The organism is Arachidicoccus rhizosphaerae (genome assembly GCF_900107765.1).
GTDB classification, from domain to species: Bacteria; Bacteroidota; Bacteroidia; order Chitinophagales; family Chitinophagaceae; genus Arachidicoccus; species Arachidicoccus rhizosphaerae.
In genome coordinates this window covers 58,663-77,813 of the sequence record NZ_FNQY01000008.1, presented here as the reverse complement: position 1 = coordinate 77,813, position 19,151 = coordinate 58,663, and the positions used below count along the sequence as shown (strand labels likewise).

Below are 19,151 nucleotides of genomic sequence, written 5' to 3'. Positions count from 1 at the left end.
CTGGTATTTACATCCTGCCCACCAGGCTAAAGCTACGCTTTTTATTAATGTGCCAATAAATCATATTTGGATTTGGGCCGTTTATCCTCCAGCCACTGAAACCCTTTTAAGCGGATTTTTTCATGATCCACCTCTCCCATCGGATATACTCTTCCAACCACATCTGACTTACCGACGATTCTTTCCAGCTCCTTATTGACAAAATAAAAATTCAGCACCCTGGAATCCTGCTGGGTTACGCCGATATATTTATTCTTATCATCCAGACTGTAGAATATACCATGGGCATTGCCCTGGGCCGACAGGCTGTCTATCTGCCCGTCCGTGAACCAGGCCTCCAGTTTCTTACCGGCCATCTGGTTAAAGAACTGACTGGTATTTTTCTGATGCAACGTGTCTGCCTGACTTAACATAATGGCATTATCCGCTACCCGGATATACTGAGGCTTGTTGTTGGCCGTCTGCACCAAAATGGTATCCCCGCTCACCTGAGAAATCTGATGATTGGAGGTAGTCCAGATCGTAGGCTGTTTAAACAGCTGAATTAAAGAATCCCTGCCTGAGTAATACAGGCTGTCTCCGATCCCCTGCAGCGAATCACTATAGATTCTTACGTTAAAATAGGCCTCTAAAAAACGGTTCTTTTTATCTTCCGGCGGTAAAGAATCTTTACCACTCTGAGATTTAGAGACGGAGAAATCCAGGCCAGGCTTGCCTTTAGCCGTGGAATCCGCCACGGACTCCGGTTTGGCAGCCTTTATACTGTCAATGATACCCGGCTGGCTTTTGCCTTTATTGACGTCTTGCTTCTTCTTATTGAAAATGCCTAAAATAGATTTTTTCTCTTCTTTTTTAGATGCCTTATGTTGACCCGTCACCGGATTTTTCACACCGGGATGCGTCGTATCTGTTTTTATATCAGAGGGATCCCGCGCTTCTTTTTTAGACTTGAAAAAGTCAAATAAGCCTTTATGTTCCGAGGGCTCTTCCTGCTGTTCCCTGGTTTGCGCCTGCGCCTGGGTGGCGGAATCCGGTTTACTGGTATCCGAATCCCAGACAAATACCTTCCCTACTTTATGAAACCCCTGCTGGGCCTTTGGTAGCGTCGCCGTGTCTGCAGCGTTCCTTGCCGTGTCTGCAGCCGACACCGTCGCCGCGTCATAAGGGACTTGCTTTGTGGAATCCGTGGATTCTGCAGGTGCCTGGTTGGTAATATATCTGTCCGCACTAATAACGGACGTATCGCCGGTCTGTCCGGACTTCTTTTTTGAATGTACGCTGCTGTCAGCTCCCTGGACGGACAGGCTGTCGTCCTTGCTATATCTGGCAGAATAGAGGGTATCAGCCGCAATAAAAATAGAATCCGTCTGCTGCTTAATAATTGCAATCGGATTTACAGTGGCTAAAAAAGAAGCATTTTCTCTGCTGGATTTTAAATCGTTGCATAAAACCACCATACCCTGGGCTGTATCTTTAAAAACCACGGTTCCTCTGGCTTCCGCAAAACCGCTGCTGTCATCAGCCGCTACTTCATCGGCTACCAGTACGGAGCTGCTGTCAATAATGGTAGGTCGCTTACCTAAGTAGGCCGTTTTGTGTAACAGATCATAATAACCGTCCGTGGTCTGCACTTGTTTAAAGGGTCCTTGCTGAATCAGGGTAGGAACCGTAAAAGTGGCCACTCTGGTGACTGTATTATACAGTAAGGTATCGGTAGTCATGGTATAATCCGGATCCACCAGTTTTACATCTTTGGTAAACTGTGCATCTTTTGTATCCCCGTAGTATGTCCCGGACTGACTGGTTAAGACGGTCTTGGCGTTCACCAGTTTGCCTTGCTGACTATAAACGGCAATCTTGGTGTTTAGGTCATAATCCAAGGCAGAAGTAGTCAGCGTTCCCGTACCGTCGGTCAGGCGCACATTATTTTTTAAAAATGCAGTTCTGTCTGCGCCTTTGTAACGCATAAAATCAGCATAAATATGAATGGAGTCGTTATCATTGATATGCACATGACCGTAGGCCTCGGTTATCTGCGTTTCCGGATTAGCCGCCACGCTGTCGCAATAAAATAAAGTGCTGGATTGCCTGACAGCGACATTACCGCTGGCAAAACGGATCATGGTACTGTCAGAAAATTTTTTAAATCCGGTGCGGTCTGCGTGAATGATCTGTATACGGCCCTGAGCAGCAGAATCCGGACTGGTCTTGGGTGCTACCTGCGCCTGCAGACTGCTGCCCATATACAAGGATAACAGACAGCCCAGCATGCGCAAGCCCGATTTTATATTTTTTCTCTTTAATATCTTCATTTATCGATTCCGGAAGTCAGCATGTGTACTGTCTTGCGGCAGGGGTTTTTCCAGGTAATTACCCTTATCCTTTCTGCCAAACACAGAAATATTTACATACCGCTTAGGGTGTACCCGAAGATCGTCCAAAAGGGTCTGTAAACTCTTTGCTGTACGGTTAAAATTGTTATATAATTCCTTGTCATTTAACAGGGCTCCCAAAGAGCCGTCTGTAGAGTTCGCCTTTGCTAAAATAGCTGATAACTGCTCCATGGAGCCGTTCAGTTTATTTAAGGTCGTGGCCAGATCCACCTGGGCAAACTTGGCGGTCGCAACATTTAAGTGATTCATTACAGAATCAAATTGTTGATTGTTATCCGCCAGATTCTTGGTAAAACTATTGATATTTTTAATAGAACCAGCAAAGGCTCCTGTCTGCAAATCTAATGCCTTATTTAGCAAAGCGGTGGTCTGGGTCAAATTTTTTGTAACCACGCTCAGATTAGCCACAATATCCTGAATATCCCCCCTGGCACTGGAGTCCATGACCTGGTTGATATTTTGCATCACCGTATCAATGTGTTGCAAGGTATTTTTAGCCGATTCTGCCAGTGGACGGATCTGACGGCCCATCTGCCCCAGTAAACCGGGCGTAAGGACGGTCAACAGCGTATCTCCGGACATCATCAGGTCCTTGGAATCTCCAAGCGTCACCTCCAGGCTGGAAGCGCCCAAAGGATTACTGGAAATATTGGCCGTGGAGTTTTTAGGGATATCATAAGCCTGGTTGAGTTTAACCTCCACATCAATTTCTTTCAGATCTTTGCTGGCCGATATCTTGGATACGGTGCCTGCCTGGAATCCGTTGATGGTCACCACATTGGATGCTACCAGCCCGTTGGATTCCGGAAATTTGGCATATAAATAATACCCGGTTTTAAATAAACTCTTTCCTTTCAGAAAATTAAATCCCAAAAACAGCAGTACAATGGCGATAATCGTAAGTGCTCCTATTTTTGTTTCATTAGATATTTTCATACCTGCTTTTTTAAATTATTTTATGGGGGCTTATCCAACGCTCGAACCATGTCGCTACTCCTAATTTCAACGGTTGTGATACACCCGACCGGGTCCAGCTCACTGCAAAAGGCCCGTCCGCAAAGATAACCATATTAACCTTTGAAACTTAAATTGTTACGTTTAAAAATAGCTAATAATCAGACGACATCCACATTTGGCGGCCCCGTACGCCCCGGTCCCTTTGTGCGTATTACGGTCAGCTAAAATTAATCAAATCAAACAACACTGCCCTATTTTCATCTAAAAATACCAAAAGGCAGATAATTTATTAAAGATCAATGCTTTTATAGCAGGTTTTCTTTAGTGCACCTGTCCGCCGTCCAGCAACTCCTTGTATTTGATGATGGCCTGCAAAATATTGGAGGCAATTTGCTGCTGTCCGCCCTGGCTGTTCATATAATCTTCCTCACTGCGGTCGGTGATGAACCCGATTTCCGTCAGAATACTGGGCATGGCCGTTGCATGCAACACCCAGATACCTACTTCATTGCGTTGTTTTACTCCTCTGGAGAACCTTCCGTTTTTAACGTATTGGTCTTCAATTAGATTAGCCAGTAATAAACTTCTGGAAAAATATTTTTTGGTTCTGAGGGTAGCCAGAATCTTTTCTTCTGTGGAACTGAACATAGGCACCGTGCTGTCCCCTTTTTCTCCATAAAGTTCATCCGGGTTATTATTTTGGACAAAATCCTGTTTGGAATCATTTTTATTAACCGCCCAGACATAGGTTTCCGTCCCATGCGCGCCACTCGGTTCCTTATAATATTCATAGCGGGGCTCTTTTCTGGTATGCTTGCGTCGTTTACTGCCTTTACCGGTATAATACACCCGGGTTCTGTACCCGACGACTTTTTTATGCGTGATGGAAGGAGCATCATTGACATGGATACAGACAAAAAGGTCTCCATGGTTCTCATTGGCAAATTTTGCCCGCCAGCGGTTGGCCTGTGCGGCATTGGTCAGGCCCGCAGGTAACTGCGGGTTATTACGGGTCATTAAAACTCTGACGCCCGGCAGTGAATCCCTTAATTTATCCACGAGTTTTTGCGCAACGGCCAGTGTAATGGCACTTTCATTACTGTAATGTCCTCTGGCGCCCGGGTCCGGCAGCCCATGTCCCGGGTCCACAATAATTGTTTTAAGCGCAGAAGTCTGTGCCTGGACAAATCCAAATACGCCAATAACTAAAAAAGTAATCCCTGTAATTCCCCTTAAAATCCCTTTCATTTATATAAAAATTTAACGCCGTAACGTTTTATTTGCAATAATAACGGGATATTTTTTGAATCCCATTTTTTTTTCGCACAAAATATGTTATAATTGACGAAGGGTAATTTTTCCATTATTATATAGTTATTACATTTGCACCCCAGGTCTATATAAATTATACAGTTTCTCTCTATTTTATGATGGCGCATAACGACTTTTAGAGTATTATTGCACTGTCATTCAACAGGCACTATTGGTATGAATCTTAGTTATCCGGCACAAAATAAATACTTTTTAAGGGCCTGTCTGGGCGCTGTGTTTTTATTTTCCGGGATAGGTACTACCATGGCTACTGACACCCGGTTTGCCACCGGCACGCCTAATGTACATGTGCCCCGTTTGGGCCAGTCCCTTAGCTGCCTGTTATCCGGACAGTGGCAGGATAACAGCATTCATCAATTACGGATCTTAAGCCGGCTTTCCACGGCAGTAAGCCTTACCAGGCGGGCAGCCATGATCACTGCCAAAAGTGCAACAGACTCCATACCAGCCAGTTTTGCAGACTCCATTCGGCCCAGAACGGCTAAAGATGCCTTTAGCTTCAGTAATTTACCTCCCCGGGATCTGTCCTACCTTTCCCAGGATTCCATCCCGAATGTGTTTGATTTTAAAGCCAGCGACTCTTCCGTTATCTATATCAAACAAAATACCTTTTCCTTACATAAAGAGGCCAATGTAAAAAACCCGGAATACGAGATCTCCGCCGATGATATCAATTACAATAAAAACACCGATGTCATCCGCGCCTTTGGCAACAAAGATACCACAGATAATATTTATGGCAAACCGACCATTGTTCAACAAGGCAGTAAATCCATTATGGACAGCCTGAAGTTCAATGTAAAAAGTAAAAAGGGGATCCTGAAAAATACCTTTTACAATGAAGGCGAAATCTTTGTCAAGGCAGAGATCGTCAAAAAGATCGACAGTAACGCTCTTTTTGCCAAAGATGCCCGTTTTACCACCTGTAACCTGGAACCGCCCCATTTTGATTTTCACGCTTTTAAAATGAAAATGATTACCGGGAAACTGGCCGTATCCGGACCTGCCATCCCGGAATTTGAAGGGGTGCCTATGCCGGTGATCATCCCCTTTGGCATCTACCCCCTGACCAGGGGACGCCACTCCGGATTCCTGCCGCCTACTTTTGAACAAAACAACGCCTATGGTCTGGGCTTTAACGGACTGGGTTATTATAAGGTCATTAATGATTACTGGGATGTGACCACCCGGGCCAATATTTATAGTTATGGCGGGTACATGATCAGCGTCAATCCCAATTATTATAAAAGGTATAAGTACAGAGGCTCCTTAAACCTGCAGTATCAGTTTACCAAAATCCTGAATACCTCCGGTATCTCAAGAGATGAATATACCAAGAGTACCACCATCCATATCGGCTGGAGCCATTCCATGGATAGTAAGGCAAGACCCGGCGTGAGCTTCTCGGCCAATGTCAACGCAGGTAGTACCAAATACAACAGTTATCTGACCAATAACCTGGAAAATATCCAGAACCAGCTGAGTTCCTCCATCACCTGGGCCAAGACCTGGGATGAAGGAAAATACAACCTGTCACTGGCAGCCAACCATAATCAGAATAACAATACCCATTTGATTAATGTCCAGTTGCCGACGGCCAACTTTTCCATGGCCACCGTCAACCCTTTCCAGAAAAAGGAACAGGTGGGCAAATCCAAATGGTACGAGAATCTGGGCATCTCTTATAACAGTACGATCTTAAACCAGTTTTCCTTTTACGATACGGCCTTTTCTGCCAGTCAGCTAAAGGACACCATGCTGTGGGGTGCACAGCATCAGGTGCCTATTACCCTGACCCTGCCGGCTGTAGGCCCCCTACTCTTCACCCCTTCTATCTCCTATTCCCAGAACTGGTATAGCCGTAAAATGCACCGCTGGTGGAATGCGGACAGCGCACAGGTCGATACCACCATCCAGCGCGGCTTCTTTGCCGCCCAGCAGATGTCTTTCGGTATTTCCATGAACACCAGGATATTCGGGACCGTTAACTTCAAAAAAGGTAAAATCAAGGCCATCCGCCATGAGATCCGCCCCACCATCAGTCTTAGCTATCAGCCAGACATGAACAGCCAGAATTATGAGTACCTGAACACCACCGCCGACACCTCCCTTAAAAGAAGGGTATCCATGTTTGAGGGCAATATCGTGGGCGCCTTCGGGGAAGGCAGCTTCGGAGGTATTAACTTCGGGCTGGACAATATACTGCAGATGAAAAAGGTCAACGATAAGGATACGACCGGCGATCCGGAGAACGCGACCAAAAAAGTGAATTTAATTGACGGGCTCAGCATCAATACCTCTTATAATATGATGGCTGACTCCCTGAAATGGTCCCCTATCAGTATATCCATGCGTACGGCCCTATTTAATAATAAGATGAATGTCAACGCCAGCATGACGGTCGACCAGTATGAATACGAGCGGGGCATACGCGTCAATAAACTGCTGTGGAAAGAGGGTAAAATCGGTAATATTACCAGCGGCAATATCTCCATGTCCACCTCCTTTTCCAGTAAAAAGACCGACCAGCGGTCTGACCAGCAAAGAATCCAGGCAGACCCCAATATGCCTTATGATCAACAGCAAAGACAGTTACAATACGTCCGGGATAATCCGGCAGAGTTTGTAGACTTTAATATTCCCTGGAACCTGCAGGCTTCTTTTGCCTTAGGCTTTTACCGGACCTTAAAACCTGATTATAGCGGCTATACCCATCAGGTGACCTCTTCGTTAAATCTGAATGGAGATTTTAGCCTGACACCAAAATGGAAAGCCGGCGGCAGCATGTATTTTGATGTCGGCGCCCAGGAAGTAAGAATGCTCAGCCTGTTTTTATCCAGAGAAATGCACTGCTGGCAGATGTCTATTAACGTATCTCCTATCGGCCGATATAAATCCTTCAGCATTATCCTGAATCCTAAATCAGGTATTTTAAGAGATTTAAAGATCAACCGTTCCCGGTCTTTTTACAACTAATCACCTGACATAAAACGGGTAAAAAACAGGGACACCTGCATAATTCCAAGCAAAAAATAGGGTTTTTCTATAATTTGAATTACTTTTAAAGGAGTATCTTTGCAAGTTGTTGGTAGCGGAAAACCCTCAACAGCAATATTCGAAGGAAAAATATAATTATGTTATCAAAGAAAACACAATATGCATTCAAGGCTTTGATGTATCTGTCCCAACAGGCAAAACAAGGGCCCGTTTTAATTGCAGAAATATCCCGCAAAAAAAAGATTCCCCTTAAATTTCTGGAAAATATCCTGCTGGAAATGAAAAAAGAAGGGATACTGGACAGTAAGAAAGGAAAAGGCGGCGGTTATTTTCTGGCTAAAAAACCGGAAGATATTGTGCTGGCCGAGGTCATGCGACTGATTGAAGGGCCGATTTCTCTGTTGCCCTGTGTCAGTCTGCATTTTTATAAAAAATGTGAGAACTGCAACGAGGAAAGCTGCGGTTTGAGAGATGTACTGATTCAGGTACGGGATGCCAATCTGGCCATTCTGGAACACCGCACCGTGGCTGACCTGACTTAAAAATAAAGCCGCGTATTCGAATAAGTGGAATAAAAAAGTAAATGCGTTACTAACTTAAGTACTTTAAGTCTAGTAACGCATTTACTTTTATGGGAATAAAACCAACCGCTGACTGGCAGGCTATTTCATCCGCCAGGGTTCAAAAGGTGGTCAAAGTTCAAAAGGTTCTCAGGCTTCTTATTTTCTGCCTTCTTTTCTCGGGACTCCTGTCATAGGAATCAGCACTACAGAGAATGGCAGAAATATTCAACCGCGACCTGTTTTATTCTGCTTCTTTACCAGCAACCGGCGCCTTGGCAGCGGGTTGTTTAGGCTTATCTGCTTTTTTCTCTTTGCCTTCCTGCTGGGCTCCTTTGTCCTTAGCGCCGGTTTCCTTCTTCTTGGTCACTTTCGGTGCGAACATGGCCAGCATTCTGCGACCTTCCATTTTAGGCATACTTTCCAGAGAACCGACTTCTGCCAGTCTTTCTGCAAATTTCAGCAGTAAAAGTTCCCCGCGATCCTTAAACATGATAGCGCGACCCTTGAACTGTACATACGCTTTCACCTTATTGCCATCTTGCAGAAAACGCTCTGCATGTTTGGCCTTAAAGTCAAAATCATGGTCGTCGGTATTGGCCGTAAAACGGATTTCTTTCAGCTCACTTTGTTTGGAGTTCGCCTTCATTTCCTTTTCCTTACGCTTTTTCTCGTAGAGGAATTTCTTATATTCAACCACCCGGCATACCGGTGGATTTGCATTGGGAGAAATTTCCACCAGATCCAGTTCCAGATGAGCAGCAATCTTGCGGGCTTCCTCAATCGGGTAGACCCCTACTTCGACATTATCTCCCACCAAACGCACTTCAGGAACCCTGATGCGCTCATTGATGCGATGTTCCGGCTCTGCCTGCCTTTGAAAACGTCGATTATTTTTTCTGTTTACTAATGCCATTCACAATTTTTTGGTGAATTAATGTTTAAAACAAACGGTTTTTACCGTTCTTTTAGAATCCTAAATTTAAAAAATTACTGCAAATATTGTACAATAGTTCCAAACCACAAAAAAAGGCTGCCATCTTCTTGCTTTCTTTTTGTAAATACAGACGCTTTGTCAGTCTTTACCGCCATAACCCCTGTTTTAAGCGCTCTTTGACAGCTTAGCCTCCTACTACTTTAGGACATTCAATACCCGGTACATTTTGGGAAGCAGGCTATACTGGCTGCCATAATAATTGTTAATAATAATAGAAAAGACGTAAGTATGCCCGTCTGCTGATTTCTGGTAGCCGGCGTAAGCCTTACATGCATGAATGGTTCCGCTTTTCATTCTGGTATTATTATAGGTCGGCAATGCCTCATAAAAATCATTGTACCAACTCTGAGATCTGGCATAGAGCAGCGCCTTTACCTCTGCATAAGCCGATACGTAGTTCTGGGGAGAAAGGCCGCTGCCATCCATCATTTCCAGCTCACTTTGTGCAATCCCCTGCCCCTGCCAGAATTTACGGATTTCTGCTACTCCGTCTTCCGTAGTGCCACTGTTTTTATTCTGGTAACCAATGGCTTTTGCAAAGGCTTCCCCGTATAAATTGACACTTTTACGTAAAAAATGAAAGACAATACTAGACAGTACCGGTGAACCGTAGGTCTCTATTTCCTTGGACATCCTTGGAACGTCCTCCCCTTTAATTTCCAGGGCACCGCCCGTTTTAACCGTGCCGGTAATATAAATCTGGTTGTCTTTCAGCAAACGCTGGATATCCTGCCCCAGTTGTAAGGGCGGATTGGGCATGGATCCGGTCGCCATTCTATTGGTCCCTGCAGGCACCCGGCCGTCAATCCAGGCAACGGGGCTGTAAGGGGCCGTAAAAATCCGGCTTAGATCGGAAGAACCGGCAGGACCGGTCGTCATTTTATTGAGTAAAGTAGCTCCTGCCAGCTCCGGATCCACTTTGGTAATTTTGACAGAGCCACCGGGGCTGCCGCCCCGGTAACTGATATTCACCTGGTTTTCCATCCAGTTGACACCCCAGTCTCCGGCGCCGTAATAATTACCCATATCATTCCAGGGCCAGCCACCGGGTGTGGGGTTAAAACCAAAGGCCGTTTCATCTATTAACAGGTCCCCGTCAACGGCCCGGATACCGGCATTTTTTAAACTCGCGAGCAGTTTATTTTTAAAATCTTCCGGTTTATAGCCCGGATAACGCCAGCTGCCAAGGGTCGGATCCCCATAACCCTTCACAATAAGGGTTCCTTTTAATACGCCACTCTCTATTTGCCCTTTATAGCCCAGAACGGTCTTAAAGCGAAAGTCCTTACCCAGCTGATCAAAAGCCGCAATAGCCGTAAAGATTTTCTGGCTGGAGGCGGGTGATAAGCCTCTATGACCGCTATACTCATAGACAAGATCGCCGGAGGCGGCATCGGCTACATACAGGCTTAAGGAAGCGTTTTTCATCTGCACATCCTCAAGCAGCCTTTGCGTCTGAGCCCCCAGGCGGCTTTTAAGGGTTTGTGCGGTTAACGAAACGCTGGTTATCAGTGTTAATAAACTTACATATAATAGGCGCATAGATATATTTATTTTCTAATCTTCTTCTTTGACTCCTTGCGAAAAACAGCTAAGATTCCTTTCAGGTAATGCCCAGGCTACTTCATTGCAGGCTGTTCATACTTTATAAAACTTGCACTTGTCACGCACCGGCACAGTCCGTTAAAAGGGACATTGGATCTGCCGGTGATGTATAAGCAAAATAAAGCAATTTACCCTGAATTGCCCAGCCTGGTGGAAAAATCAGTTGCCTTACGGACGACAACCCACAAATTCACTGAAATATCCACGAATATCCCGTAAATTGCTGCTGTTATGTAGCTACATAAAATGACACCCATGAAAAAGTTTGTGACTATCACCATCCTGATACTCGTCGTCTTTACCGGGCTTTTTGTATACGTAAAATACTATTACGTATTTGCCACCGGCGTAAAATCAGGGGTATTAAATTATGCCGTTTACAAAGGAAATGTCTTTAAGACCTATGAAGGAAAATTAATTCAACAAGGTTTTGGCCGGCAAAACAACGGCAGTTTTCAGAGTTATGAGTTCACATTTTCTGTAGACGACCCGGTTATTTTCCAGCAGCTGGAAAGAAATAGTGGTAAGGTCTTTGATTTACATTATAAAGAATTTCATGGCCGGCTGCCCTGGCGCGGACACTCCGTTTATATGGTAGACAGCATTCTGGCGATGCGCGATCAATAAGCATTAAACATTTTGAATTTTGGAAACAACGCTTCAATCAACCCATACAGATACGACTTCTTTAGAAATTACATTTTTAGGTACCGGCACCAGCAGTGGCGTCCCCATGATTGGCTGCCACTGTGCGGTTTGCCGTTCAAAGGATTCAAAGGATAAAAGACTACGCAGCAGTATTTTATTGCGCGTGCAGGGTAAAACGATTATCATCGATACGACACCTGACTTCCGCCAGCAAATGCTGCGCATTGAAAATGACCGGCTGGATGCGGTCTTATTTACCCATGCGCATAAGGATCATATTGCCGGACTGGATGACATCCGCGCCTACAACTATTTTCAAAAGAAGCCCATGCATGTTTTTGCCACCAAGGCAACGCAAAAAGAACTGGTCCGGGAATTTTATTATGCCTTCTCTGAATTTAAATATCCGGGTATCCCGGAAATTCTGCTGCACAGTATCGAAGCGGAGCCTTTTGATGTGGAAGGTATTACCGTCACGCCCATCCGGGTTTGGCATCATAAGCTGGAAGTCGTCGGATTCAGAATCGGTGATTTTACCTATATAACCGATGCCAATAAAATTGATCAGCCGCAGCTGGAACTGATAAAAGGCAGTAAGGTCCTTGTATTAAATGCCCTGCGTAAAGAAAAACATATTTCTCATTTTACCTTAAGTGAAGCGCTGGAACTAATAGAGAAGCTACAGATTCCGGAGGCCTATTTAACCCATATCAGCCACCAGATGGGTCTGCATGAGACCATTTCCGGTCAGCTCCCCAACCATGTCAGGCTGGCTTATGACGGCCTGGTCCTGCGCGTACCCTTTAAAGGCGATCAGGCGCCGAAGACCGCTACTGCTTTCTAAAATGTAAGCCTGATAAGATAGCCTAAACAGCCGGTTTAACTTTCCCCGGTCGGTTCGTTTTCCGGTGAAAACTGATCTGATGATAAATGGCCGCCCGGTAAGCCTACCGCCATATTTCCGGTGACGCTGCTCAGAAAATCATACAAACTGGTCTGGGCGCCCGGGATACCGAGTTTTTTACGCAGCCGGTATCTGGCCACTTCTACTCCCTTTAAAGAAATATTAAGCAGCTGCGCCATTTCCTTGGAAGAGAGATTCATTTTGATATAGGCACAGATCTTTAGATCAGCCGGCGTAAGCTCCGGATACTGACTTTTAAGGTTTGCCAGAAAATTATTATGGACTTCATCAAAATGGATGGCAAACTGTTCCCAGTCGGCATCCTGCTTTTCGGCTTCATTAATCATTTTCACCAGCTTCCCAAAATCCGCATGATTATTATGATCGGGTAAGGCCTTAATGGCCTCCAGCAGCTCTTCCTTTAATTTAGCCAGCAGCTTCCCTCTTTTAAACAGATGCATGGTGGTGGAGGCCAGCTCCTGATTTTTGAAAGACACTTCCGCCTGGAGTTTCTCTTTTTGGAGCTGAATGATTTCCCGCTCATTGTGCTCTATTTCCAACTGATGCAGATAGCGCATCTTTTCCTGCTCCTTTTCAAATTTAATTCTCTGTGCCTCAAATTTCCTTTGCATTACATATCGCCCGTAAATCAGCGCCATAAAAAACAACAACAGATAAATTAAATAAGCCAGTTTGGTCTGATACCAGTGCGGCAAAATCACAAACTGATATTGCACCACCTGAGATTCCACTCCAAAGCGGTCTTTAGCGCGCACCTTAAAAGTATAGCTTCCATAAGGCAGGTTGGTATAATCCTTCTCCTTTTTGGCATTCCAGCTGCTCCAGCCCTTATCAAAACCTTCTAATTCATAACTATATTCAAACTCCCTGGGCGGCCGGTAGGACGTAGCCGTAAAGGTAAAATGAAATGAATTATACCTGGCCGGCAATTGCGCTATCTTGTCCTCAGACTGAGATTTCACCACCCTGTTGGCTGTGGTAAAATAGCCGTTAAACAAACTGGAATCTGTTTGTGCGGTGGCCGTTACCCTGGTCAGCAGTAACTGTACTTTTTGTCTGCCGGCCTGGTATTTATCAATATTGATATGAATCAGACCGTCATTAGACCCCACCAGTACATTTTTATCGTTGACCGGTAAGATAAATTCAAATCCGGAAATCAGTTTACCGGTCAGTTCCGGAAAATACTGAATTGTCCTATCCTTTAATACCACACCAAGTTTCTTATGACTAACAAACCAGATCCGCCCCGCGCTGTCCTGCTGTACCAGTCTTAAGGACATCTGACCAAAAATGTCCTGATAGCTGCTGTCCGGGAAAAACCGGTCTCTTTCCGCGTCATACTGATAGAGTCCGTTGTCCGTACAAAAAACAATTTTCCCGTGTAAGGTATAGACGTAATTATTCAGGGTACCTGGCAAGCCGTCTTTTTGCGTATACAACCGTACCGCATTAACGGTTTTCATATCGCTAGTCATCTGCAGCCCATAAACCCCTCTGTAAGGATGGGAAGCGAAAACAACGTGCCGCACCGTATCCATGGCCATAAAGCGAAGGGATTCAAACGGGCTGCCGGCCACTCTGCCCCCGTCTACCATGCGGCCGGCAGAATCCTTGAGCAGTTCCATGCCGGCATAGTTACCGGAAATCCAGGGACCGTCCTGAATACTGCCATGAGGCAATACCTGAAACAGCCATACCCCCTCCTGTCTGTAAATGGGTTCAGCGCTGTTACCCTTGATCTCAAAGGCGCCTTCATTGTGCCCCATCAACAAATGCTGCCCGGTACTATACAGCCCCCATACCTGTCCGGAACTTCCGGATACCTTAGTGAATGCGCCCCTGCTATAACTAATATCACTGGCGACGGGCACGCTTAAGTCCGTCTTATACAGCCCGTCGGAGGTGCCGATAATTAGCTGATGATGATCAATTATTGCCGTATAACAGGCGGCCGGTGTATTGTGTACCGGACTGATGGTCTGGATAAAAGAATTATAATCCACCAGGTCAATGCCTTTATCCAGGCCCAGCCAGAGATTATGTTCCTGATCCACAAACAAACTCAGCACGTTGTTGTTCTGCAGTCTGGACTCACTGGTAAAATGCCGCACCACCATGGCCTGCGGTTTACCAGATGGATTTTGTGTAAGCGATATGATATACACGCCTTTGGAAGTGGTTCCCAGGACAAACTGCGTGGGCTCACGCTTGATGCCCGCTGCCGCATAAATATGCGCCTGCGGTATTTCAGCAGGGAGGGTAACAGCGGTTACCCGACCGGCCTCTAACAGATAGACACCGTGTTTGAGCGTTGTGATCAAATACCGGTCCCGGCCCATGGTCAGGATAGCTGTGATCACCTGATCTTTAAAGGCGGTAGGCGCAATCACCGTCCATTTCCCCCGGCTATACTTCAATAACCCCTGTTTTTTATCCTGGGCAAGGATGCCATCCTGAACACAGGCCATATACAGCCATTCGCTGGGCGCCGGATATACGACCGAGCGCCGCTGACCAAGGGCGGTATCAATGGCCATGATCCGGTCGGTGCATCTAAAATATATGCGCCCCTGCGCGGTGCCTGTATTCCAGACATCCGCAAAACTCTGTTGATTTTTAGGCAGGTAGCTTTTTAAAGAATGGTAGCCCAGCTTCCCGTTTGCGTCAGGAAAATAATACCCGATCTCATCCTGGCCGCCTGTAAAAATACGTCCCCCACTACTCACATGGATGGAGCGAACCAGTGTTTTATTGGGCAAAGGGAATAAATGCCAGTCATTGCCATTGTAGGTTAACAGGCCTTCTGTATTGGCAAAATAAAGAATACCCAGGCTGTCTTGCGTGATCATCCAGTTTTGTACACCGGCCTCAAAATCCTTTTCTGAAAAGTGAACGACTGCAGGAAGCCCGATCGTGCCTGCGCCCATGGAAACATCCGCAGGCCCACCACTGTATGTGGTACCGGTTTGTCCCTTACCACTCACAACCCCTAACAAAAATAAACAGCCCATCACCAGGCGCCATCCGTGGAGCGTCCTGCGGCTATTTGTTAAGAGAAAGACCCTCTTTAAGATGTTATTTAGAAAGTTCAGCTTCACGTCCTAAAATTGAGATTTTTGACCCATAAATCTTCAAAATTAGCCAATCCAAGGTCTAGTTTGGTCATAAATAACTGATTATCAATAAAACCATTTTTTATTGTAGTGGTATTGTAGTGGCTAATTGTTTGGCAAGGCAGCCCTAAAACGCAAACTTTACCTAAAATTAATTAACAAAGAGTCGTGGGTTTTATAAAAGTAGTGCAAAAGAAATTTAAAAATCTCTGCCCGCAGTAAGAGGGGCTCAGGATCCGACTTTTTAAATAATATCATCATTATATGCAATCCGCACCTGAAAACATTCAAGAAGATCATGTCGCATCCACTGCGATCATGGATTCCTCCAGGCCCCTGCTCCTTCATTGGGGCTTTCTGGCAGCAGCCTCGGTCATGACACTCCTACTCATGGCCGGTTGCGGGCCGGGAACCGGCAAGACACCGGACCAGGCAGGCGCGTCACCGGATACCGGCAGTCAGCATGGTCACACAGCTATTATCTACCGGCCAAAACAAGATCCTACCCAGTATATGACCGCTAAAAATACCACATTCAGGATCAGTGCCGTGGATACCTTGAGCTGGTCGGCCAAAGCTCAGCCACTGGAAACGGATATCTGTGTATTTATAGACCCGCTGCACCAGTTTCAGCAGATGATCGGTTTTGGGGGAGCACTGACAGACGCCGCAGCAGAAACACTGGCCAGGCTTCCGGAAAATCTGCAGGATAGCGTCATCAATGCCTATTATGATCCGGGTACGGGTATCGGCTATAATTTTGGCAGAACGACCATTGGAAGCTGTGATTTTTCCAGTGCAAGTTATATGTATGTGGCAGAAAATGACACGACCCTATCTACTTTTAGTGTAGCCCATGATGAAAAATTTAAAATACCCCTGATTAAAAAGGCGATGGCAGTTGCCGGTAAGGATTTTAATTTGTTTGCCAGCCCCTGGACGCCACCTGCCTGGATGAAAGACAACCACAACATCCTGCACGGCGGCCATTTACTTCCACAGTATTATTCCCTTTGGGCGGCTTATCTGATCAAGTTCATTCAGGCCTATCATCATGAAGGCATTGACCTTTGGGGACTGTCTGTACAGAACGAGCCCATGGCCAATCAGACCTGGGAGTCCTGTATCTATAGCGCTGAACAGGAAAGGGACTTTATAAAAACAGCCCTGGGCCCCGCGCTGCATCAAAACGGGTATCAGGACTTAAAATTAATTGCCTGGGATCATAACCGGGATTTGCTGCCCCAAAGAGCCAGCGTTTTATTAAACGACAGCGCGGCGGCCAAGTATATCTGGGGTATCGGTTTTCACTGGTATGAAACCTGGTCCGGCACCCAGCCGCTATATGACAATGTCAAAGAAGTACAGCAAAATTTTCCAAAGGTCCATCTCTTGTTCACGGAAGGCTGCCAGGAGAAGTTTGATTACAGCAAAGTAAGCGACTGGGCGCTGGGCGAACGATATGCGGATAATATGCTCCATGATTTAAATAGCGGCATCACGGCCTATTGTGACTGGAACATCCTGCTGGATCAGACGGGTGGCCCTAATCATGTGGGCAACTTCTGCTTTGCGCCCGTTATCGCAGACATCCCGCAAAAAACCCTGCATTTTACCAGTGCCTTCTGGTATATTGGTCAGTTCTCTAAATTTATACATCCCGGTGCCAAAAGAATCAGCAGTAACAGTAACCGTTCAGATTTACAAACCACGGCTTTTATCAACACGGATGGCAGCATTGCAAACATCGTCTTCAACAAAACGGATAAAGCCATTGCCTTTCATATATGGCTGAACGGTCAGTGGGCGCCTGCGACCGCGCCGGCTCATAGCTTAAGTACTTTTATACTGTAAAGTGATATCTGGCAGGCAATTGTCAGCACTACAGGTATGGCAGTAAGGGATGGCAGCCTTTGGGTGTAAGGAGATCTTAAGCAACCTCCAGCTTGTAAAAATCAGGGCATCATATATAATGTAAGCCAAAAAAGTAACCGGCAGCACCTCTTTTGATAACGGTGTTTTGCATGCCGGTTATTTTTTGGGAAAGCTGGTGGCTGCAACAACATTTTAATATGTAATGTTCTTTAAATATCTTTAATCTTTAACAGGCCGGGAGCTCCGCTTACATTTTATTATTTGACCCTACTCATCCATATGATCCCATGCAATCCATAAAATTCGTTATCCTGCTAACCTTACTGCTAAGCAGTAGGGTCTGTACCGCTCAAAATAAGGTGGCACAGGTTTTTCTGACCTCCGGCGATCAAAAACATCTCGTGGAAAGGCAGCCTCCTCTACCCTTTCATACCAGGGAGCGCGTACAGCCGGCTTATCAAGGCCGGACGGTTACCGTAGATGCTTCTAAAAAGTATCAGACCATAGACGGTTTTGGTTATTGCCTGACAGACGGCAGCGCCCGGCTGATAAGTTCCCTACAAATGGAGGACAGAAAGGCGCTATTGCAGGAGTTATTCGGAAATAAACCGGGGCAGCTCGCCATCCGTTATCTAAGGATCAGTATCGGCGCTTCCGATCTGAGTGACAGTGTATATAGCTATGATGATATGCCCGAATCTATGACGGATATCCAGCTGGAACATTTTTCCATTGACAAAGCCAATATCCATCTGATCCCCTTGTTAAAAGAAATCCGGACGATTCAGCCTTCCATTAAAATCCTGGCCTCTCCCTGGTCCGCCCCCAGCTGGATGAAATCAAATGACGCCACCAAAGGCGGGCGTCTGCTTCCCAGGTATTACGAGGCCTATGCCCACTATTTTGTCAGATACCTGAACGCCATGCTAAAAGCGGGCATTCCCATTGATGCCATCACCATCCAAAATGAGCCGCTGAACCCCAACAATAACCCCAGCATGTACATGTCTGCTGAAGCTGAGCTGGCATTTATCAAGAATTATTTAGGTCCGGTTTTTAAATCAAATGCCATCAAAACCAAGATCCAGATTTATGATCATAATGCCAACCGTCCGGACTATCCAATGACAATTCTGGCAGATTCGGTGGCGGCTGGTTTTGTGGACGGCTCTGCCTTCCACCTGTATGAAGGGGAGATTACCGCACTGTCCAGGGTGCATGATAGCTACCCGGATAAAAATATATATTTCACAGAACAATATACCCCTTCTGGTGGCAGCTTCAAAGGTGATTTTCTCTGGCATACACAGCAGCTGATCATCGGCGCCGTTCGCAACTGGAGTCGGAATGTCATTGAATGGAACCTGGCCGCCAGCCCTGAGCTGGGGCCGCACACACGGGGAGGATGCACGACTTGCCTGGGTGCGCTGACAATCGAAAAGAAAGTCATCTCCAGAAATCCATCCTATTATATCATTGCCCAAATATCCGGATTTGTGCCCGCCGGCTCTGTAAGAATAGCCTCCAATCCCTTAGAACAGCTGCCCAATGTCTGCTTTCTGACACCGGGTGGACAAAAGGTCTGCCTTATTTTAAATACCACAGAGCAGCCGCAAACCGTTACTTTGAATGATCAGCAGCAGACAGCAGCAATAAATATACCGCCTGTTTCTACGGTCACCCTGATCTGGTAGTGCACCTATATTTAAAAATGCGGATTTAATTTTGCCCCAGCCTTATGACCAT

Annotated in this window: 12 protein-coding genes; 6 read left to right on the top strand and 6 right to left on the bottom strand. The window is 45.8% G+C overall.

Annotation, left to right across the window (positions count from 1 at the left end):
- Window positions 1-44: 44 nt before the first annotated feature.
- From BLU80_RS08420 to BLU80_RS08410, 3 genes are all read right to left on the bottom strand, one after another.
- On the bottom strand, window positions 45-2,270 hold the full coding sequence (locus BLU80_RS08420; RefSeq protein ID WP_170831184.1) for an OstA-like protein: 2,226 nt from the start codon (window positions 2,268-2,270) through the stop codon (window positions 45-47).
- A 42-nt stretch (window positions 2,271-2,312) separates the two neighbouring features.
- Window positions 2,313-3,329 carry an MlaD family protein gene (locus tag BLU80_RS08415; protein WP_091396566.1) on the bottom strand — a complete coding sequence of 339 codons (1,017 nt, stop codon included), beginning with the start codon at window positions 3,327-3,329 and terminating at the stop codon, window positions 2,313-2,315.
- 342 nt (window positions 3,330-3,671) lie between these two features.
- On the bottom strand, window positions 3,672-4,598 hold the full coding sequence (locus BLU80_RS08410; protein WP_091396563.1) for an N-acetylmuramoyl-L-alanine amidase family protein: 927 nt from the start codon (window positions 4,596-4,598) through the stop codon (window positions 3,672-3,674).
- 240 nt (window positions 4,599-4,838) lie between these two features.
- On the opposite strand from BLU80_RS08410, the gene BLU80_RS08405 reads away from it, so the two are divergent.
- The gene (locus BLU80_RS08405) at window positions 4,839-7,658 is read left to right on the top strand and encodes a putative LPS assembly protein LptD (protein WP_091396561.1); all 2,820 of its coding nucleotides are present in this window, start codon (window positions 4,839-4,841) and stop codon (window positions 7,656-7,658) included.
- Between the two features lie 158 nt (window positions 7,659-7,816).
- Window positions 7,817-8,221, top strand: coding sequence for an RrF2 family transcriptional regulator (locus tag BLU80_RS08400; RefSeq protein WP_091396559.1), 405 nt, complete (start codon window positions 7,817-7,819; stop codon window positions 8,219-8,221).
- 262 nt (window positions 8,222-8,483) lie between these two features.
- Here BLU80_RS08400 and infC read toward each other — a convergent pair whose 3' ends face one another.
- Window positions 8,484-9,155, bottom strand: a complete 672-nt coding sequence (gene infC / locus BLU80_RS08395; RefSeq protein WP_091396557.1) for a translation initiation factor IF-3 — start codon at window positions 9,153-9,155, stop codon at window positions 8,484-8,486.
- 216 nt (window positions 9,156-9,371) lie between these two features.
- Entirely contained in the window at window positions 9,372-10,778 is a 1,407-nt protein-coding gene (dacB, locus tag BLU80_RS08390; RefSeq protein ID WP_091396554.1) for a D-alanyl-D-alanine carboxypeptidase/D-alanyl-D-alanine endopeptidase, read from the bottom strand.
- Between the two features lie 318 nt (window positions 10,779-11,096).
- On the opposite strand from dacB, the gene BLU80_RS08385 reads away from it, so the two are divergent.
- Together BLU80_RS08385 and BLU80_RS08380 are read left to right on the top strand one after the other, a co-directional pair.
- On the top strand, window positions 11,097-11,468 hold the full coding sequence (locus BLU80_RS08385; RefSeq protein WP_091396552.1) for a hypothetical protein: 372 nt from the start codon (window positions 11,097-11,099) through the stop codon (window positions 11,466-11,468).
- A gap of 19 nt (window positions 11,469-11,487) precedes the next feature.
- A complete protein-coding gene (locus BLU80_RS08380) occupies window positions 11,488-12,333 on the top strand; it encodes an MBL fold metallo-hydrolase (protein ID WP_244518823.1) in 846 nt (281 codons plus the stop codon).
- A gap of 35 nt (window positions 12,334-12,368) precedes the next feature.
- Here the strand turns inward: BLU80_RS08380 and BLU80_RS08375 are convergent, their stop codons facing one another.
- Complete coding sequence (locus BLU80_RS08375; RefSeq protein ID WP_139188110.1) at window positions 12,369-15,515, bottom strand: triple tyrosine motif-containing protein; 3,147 nt, start codon at window positions 15,513-15,515, stop codon at window positions 12,369-12,371.
- Between the two features lie 279 nt (window positions 15,516-15,794).
- Between BLU80_RS08375 and BLU80_RS08370 the strand changes: the two genes are divergently transcribed.
- Both BLU80_RS08370 and BLU80_RS08365 read left to right on the top strand, forming a co-directional pair.
- The gene (locus tag BLU80_RS08370; RefSeq protein WP_091396547.1) at window positions 15,795-17,384 is read left to right on the top strand and encodes a glycoside hydrolase family 30 protein; all 1,590 of its coding nucleotides are present in this window, start codon (window positions 15,795-15,797) and stop codon (window positions 17,382-17,384) included.
- Between the two features lie 308 nt (window positions 17,385-17,692).
- Window positions 17,693-19,099, top strand: coding sequence for a glycoside hydrolase family 30 protein (locus BLU80_RS08365; protein WP_091396545.1), 1,407 nt, complete (start codon window positions 17,693-17,695; stop codon window positions 19,097-19,099).
- Window positions 19,100-19,151: the final 52 nt, after the last annotated feature.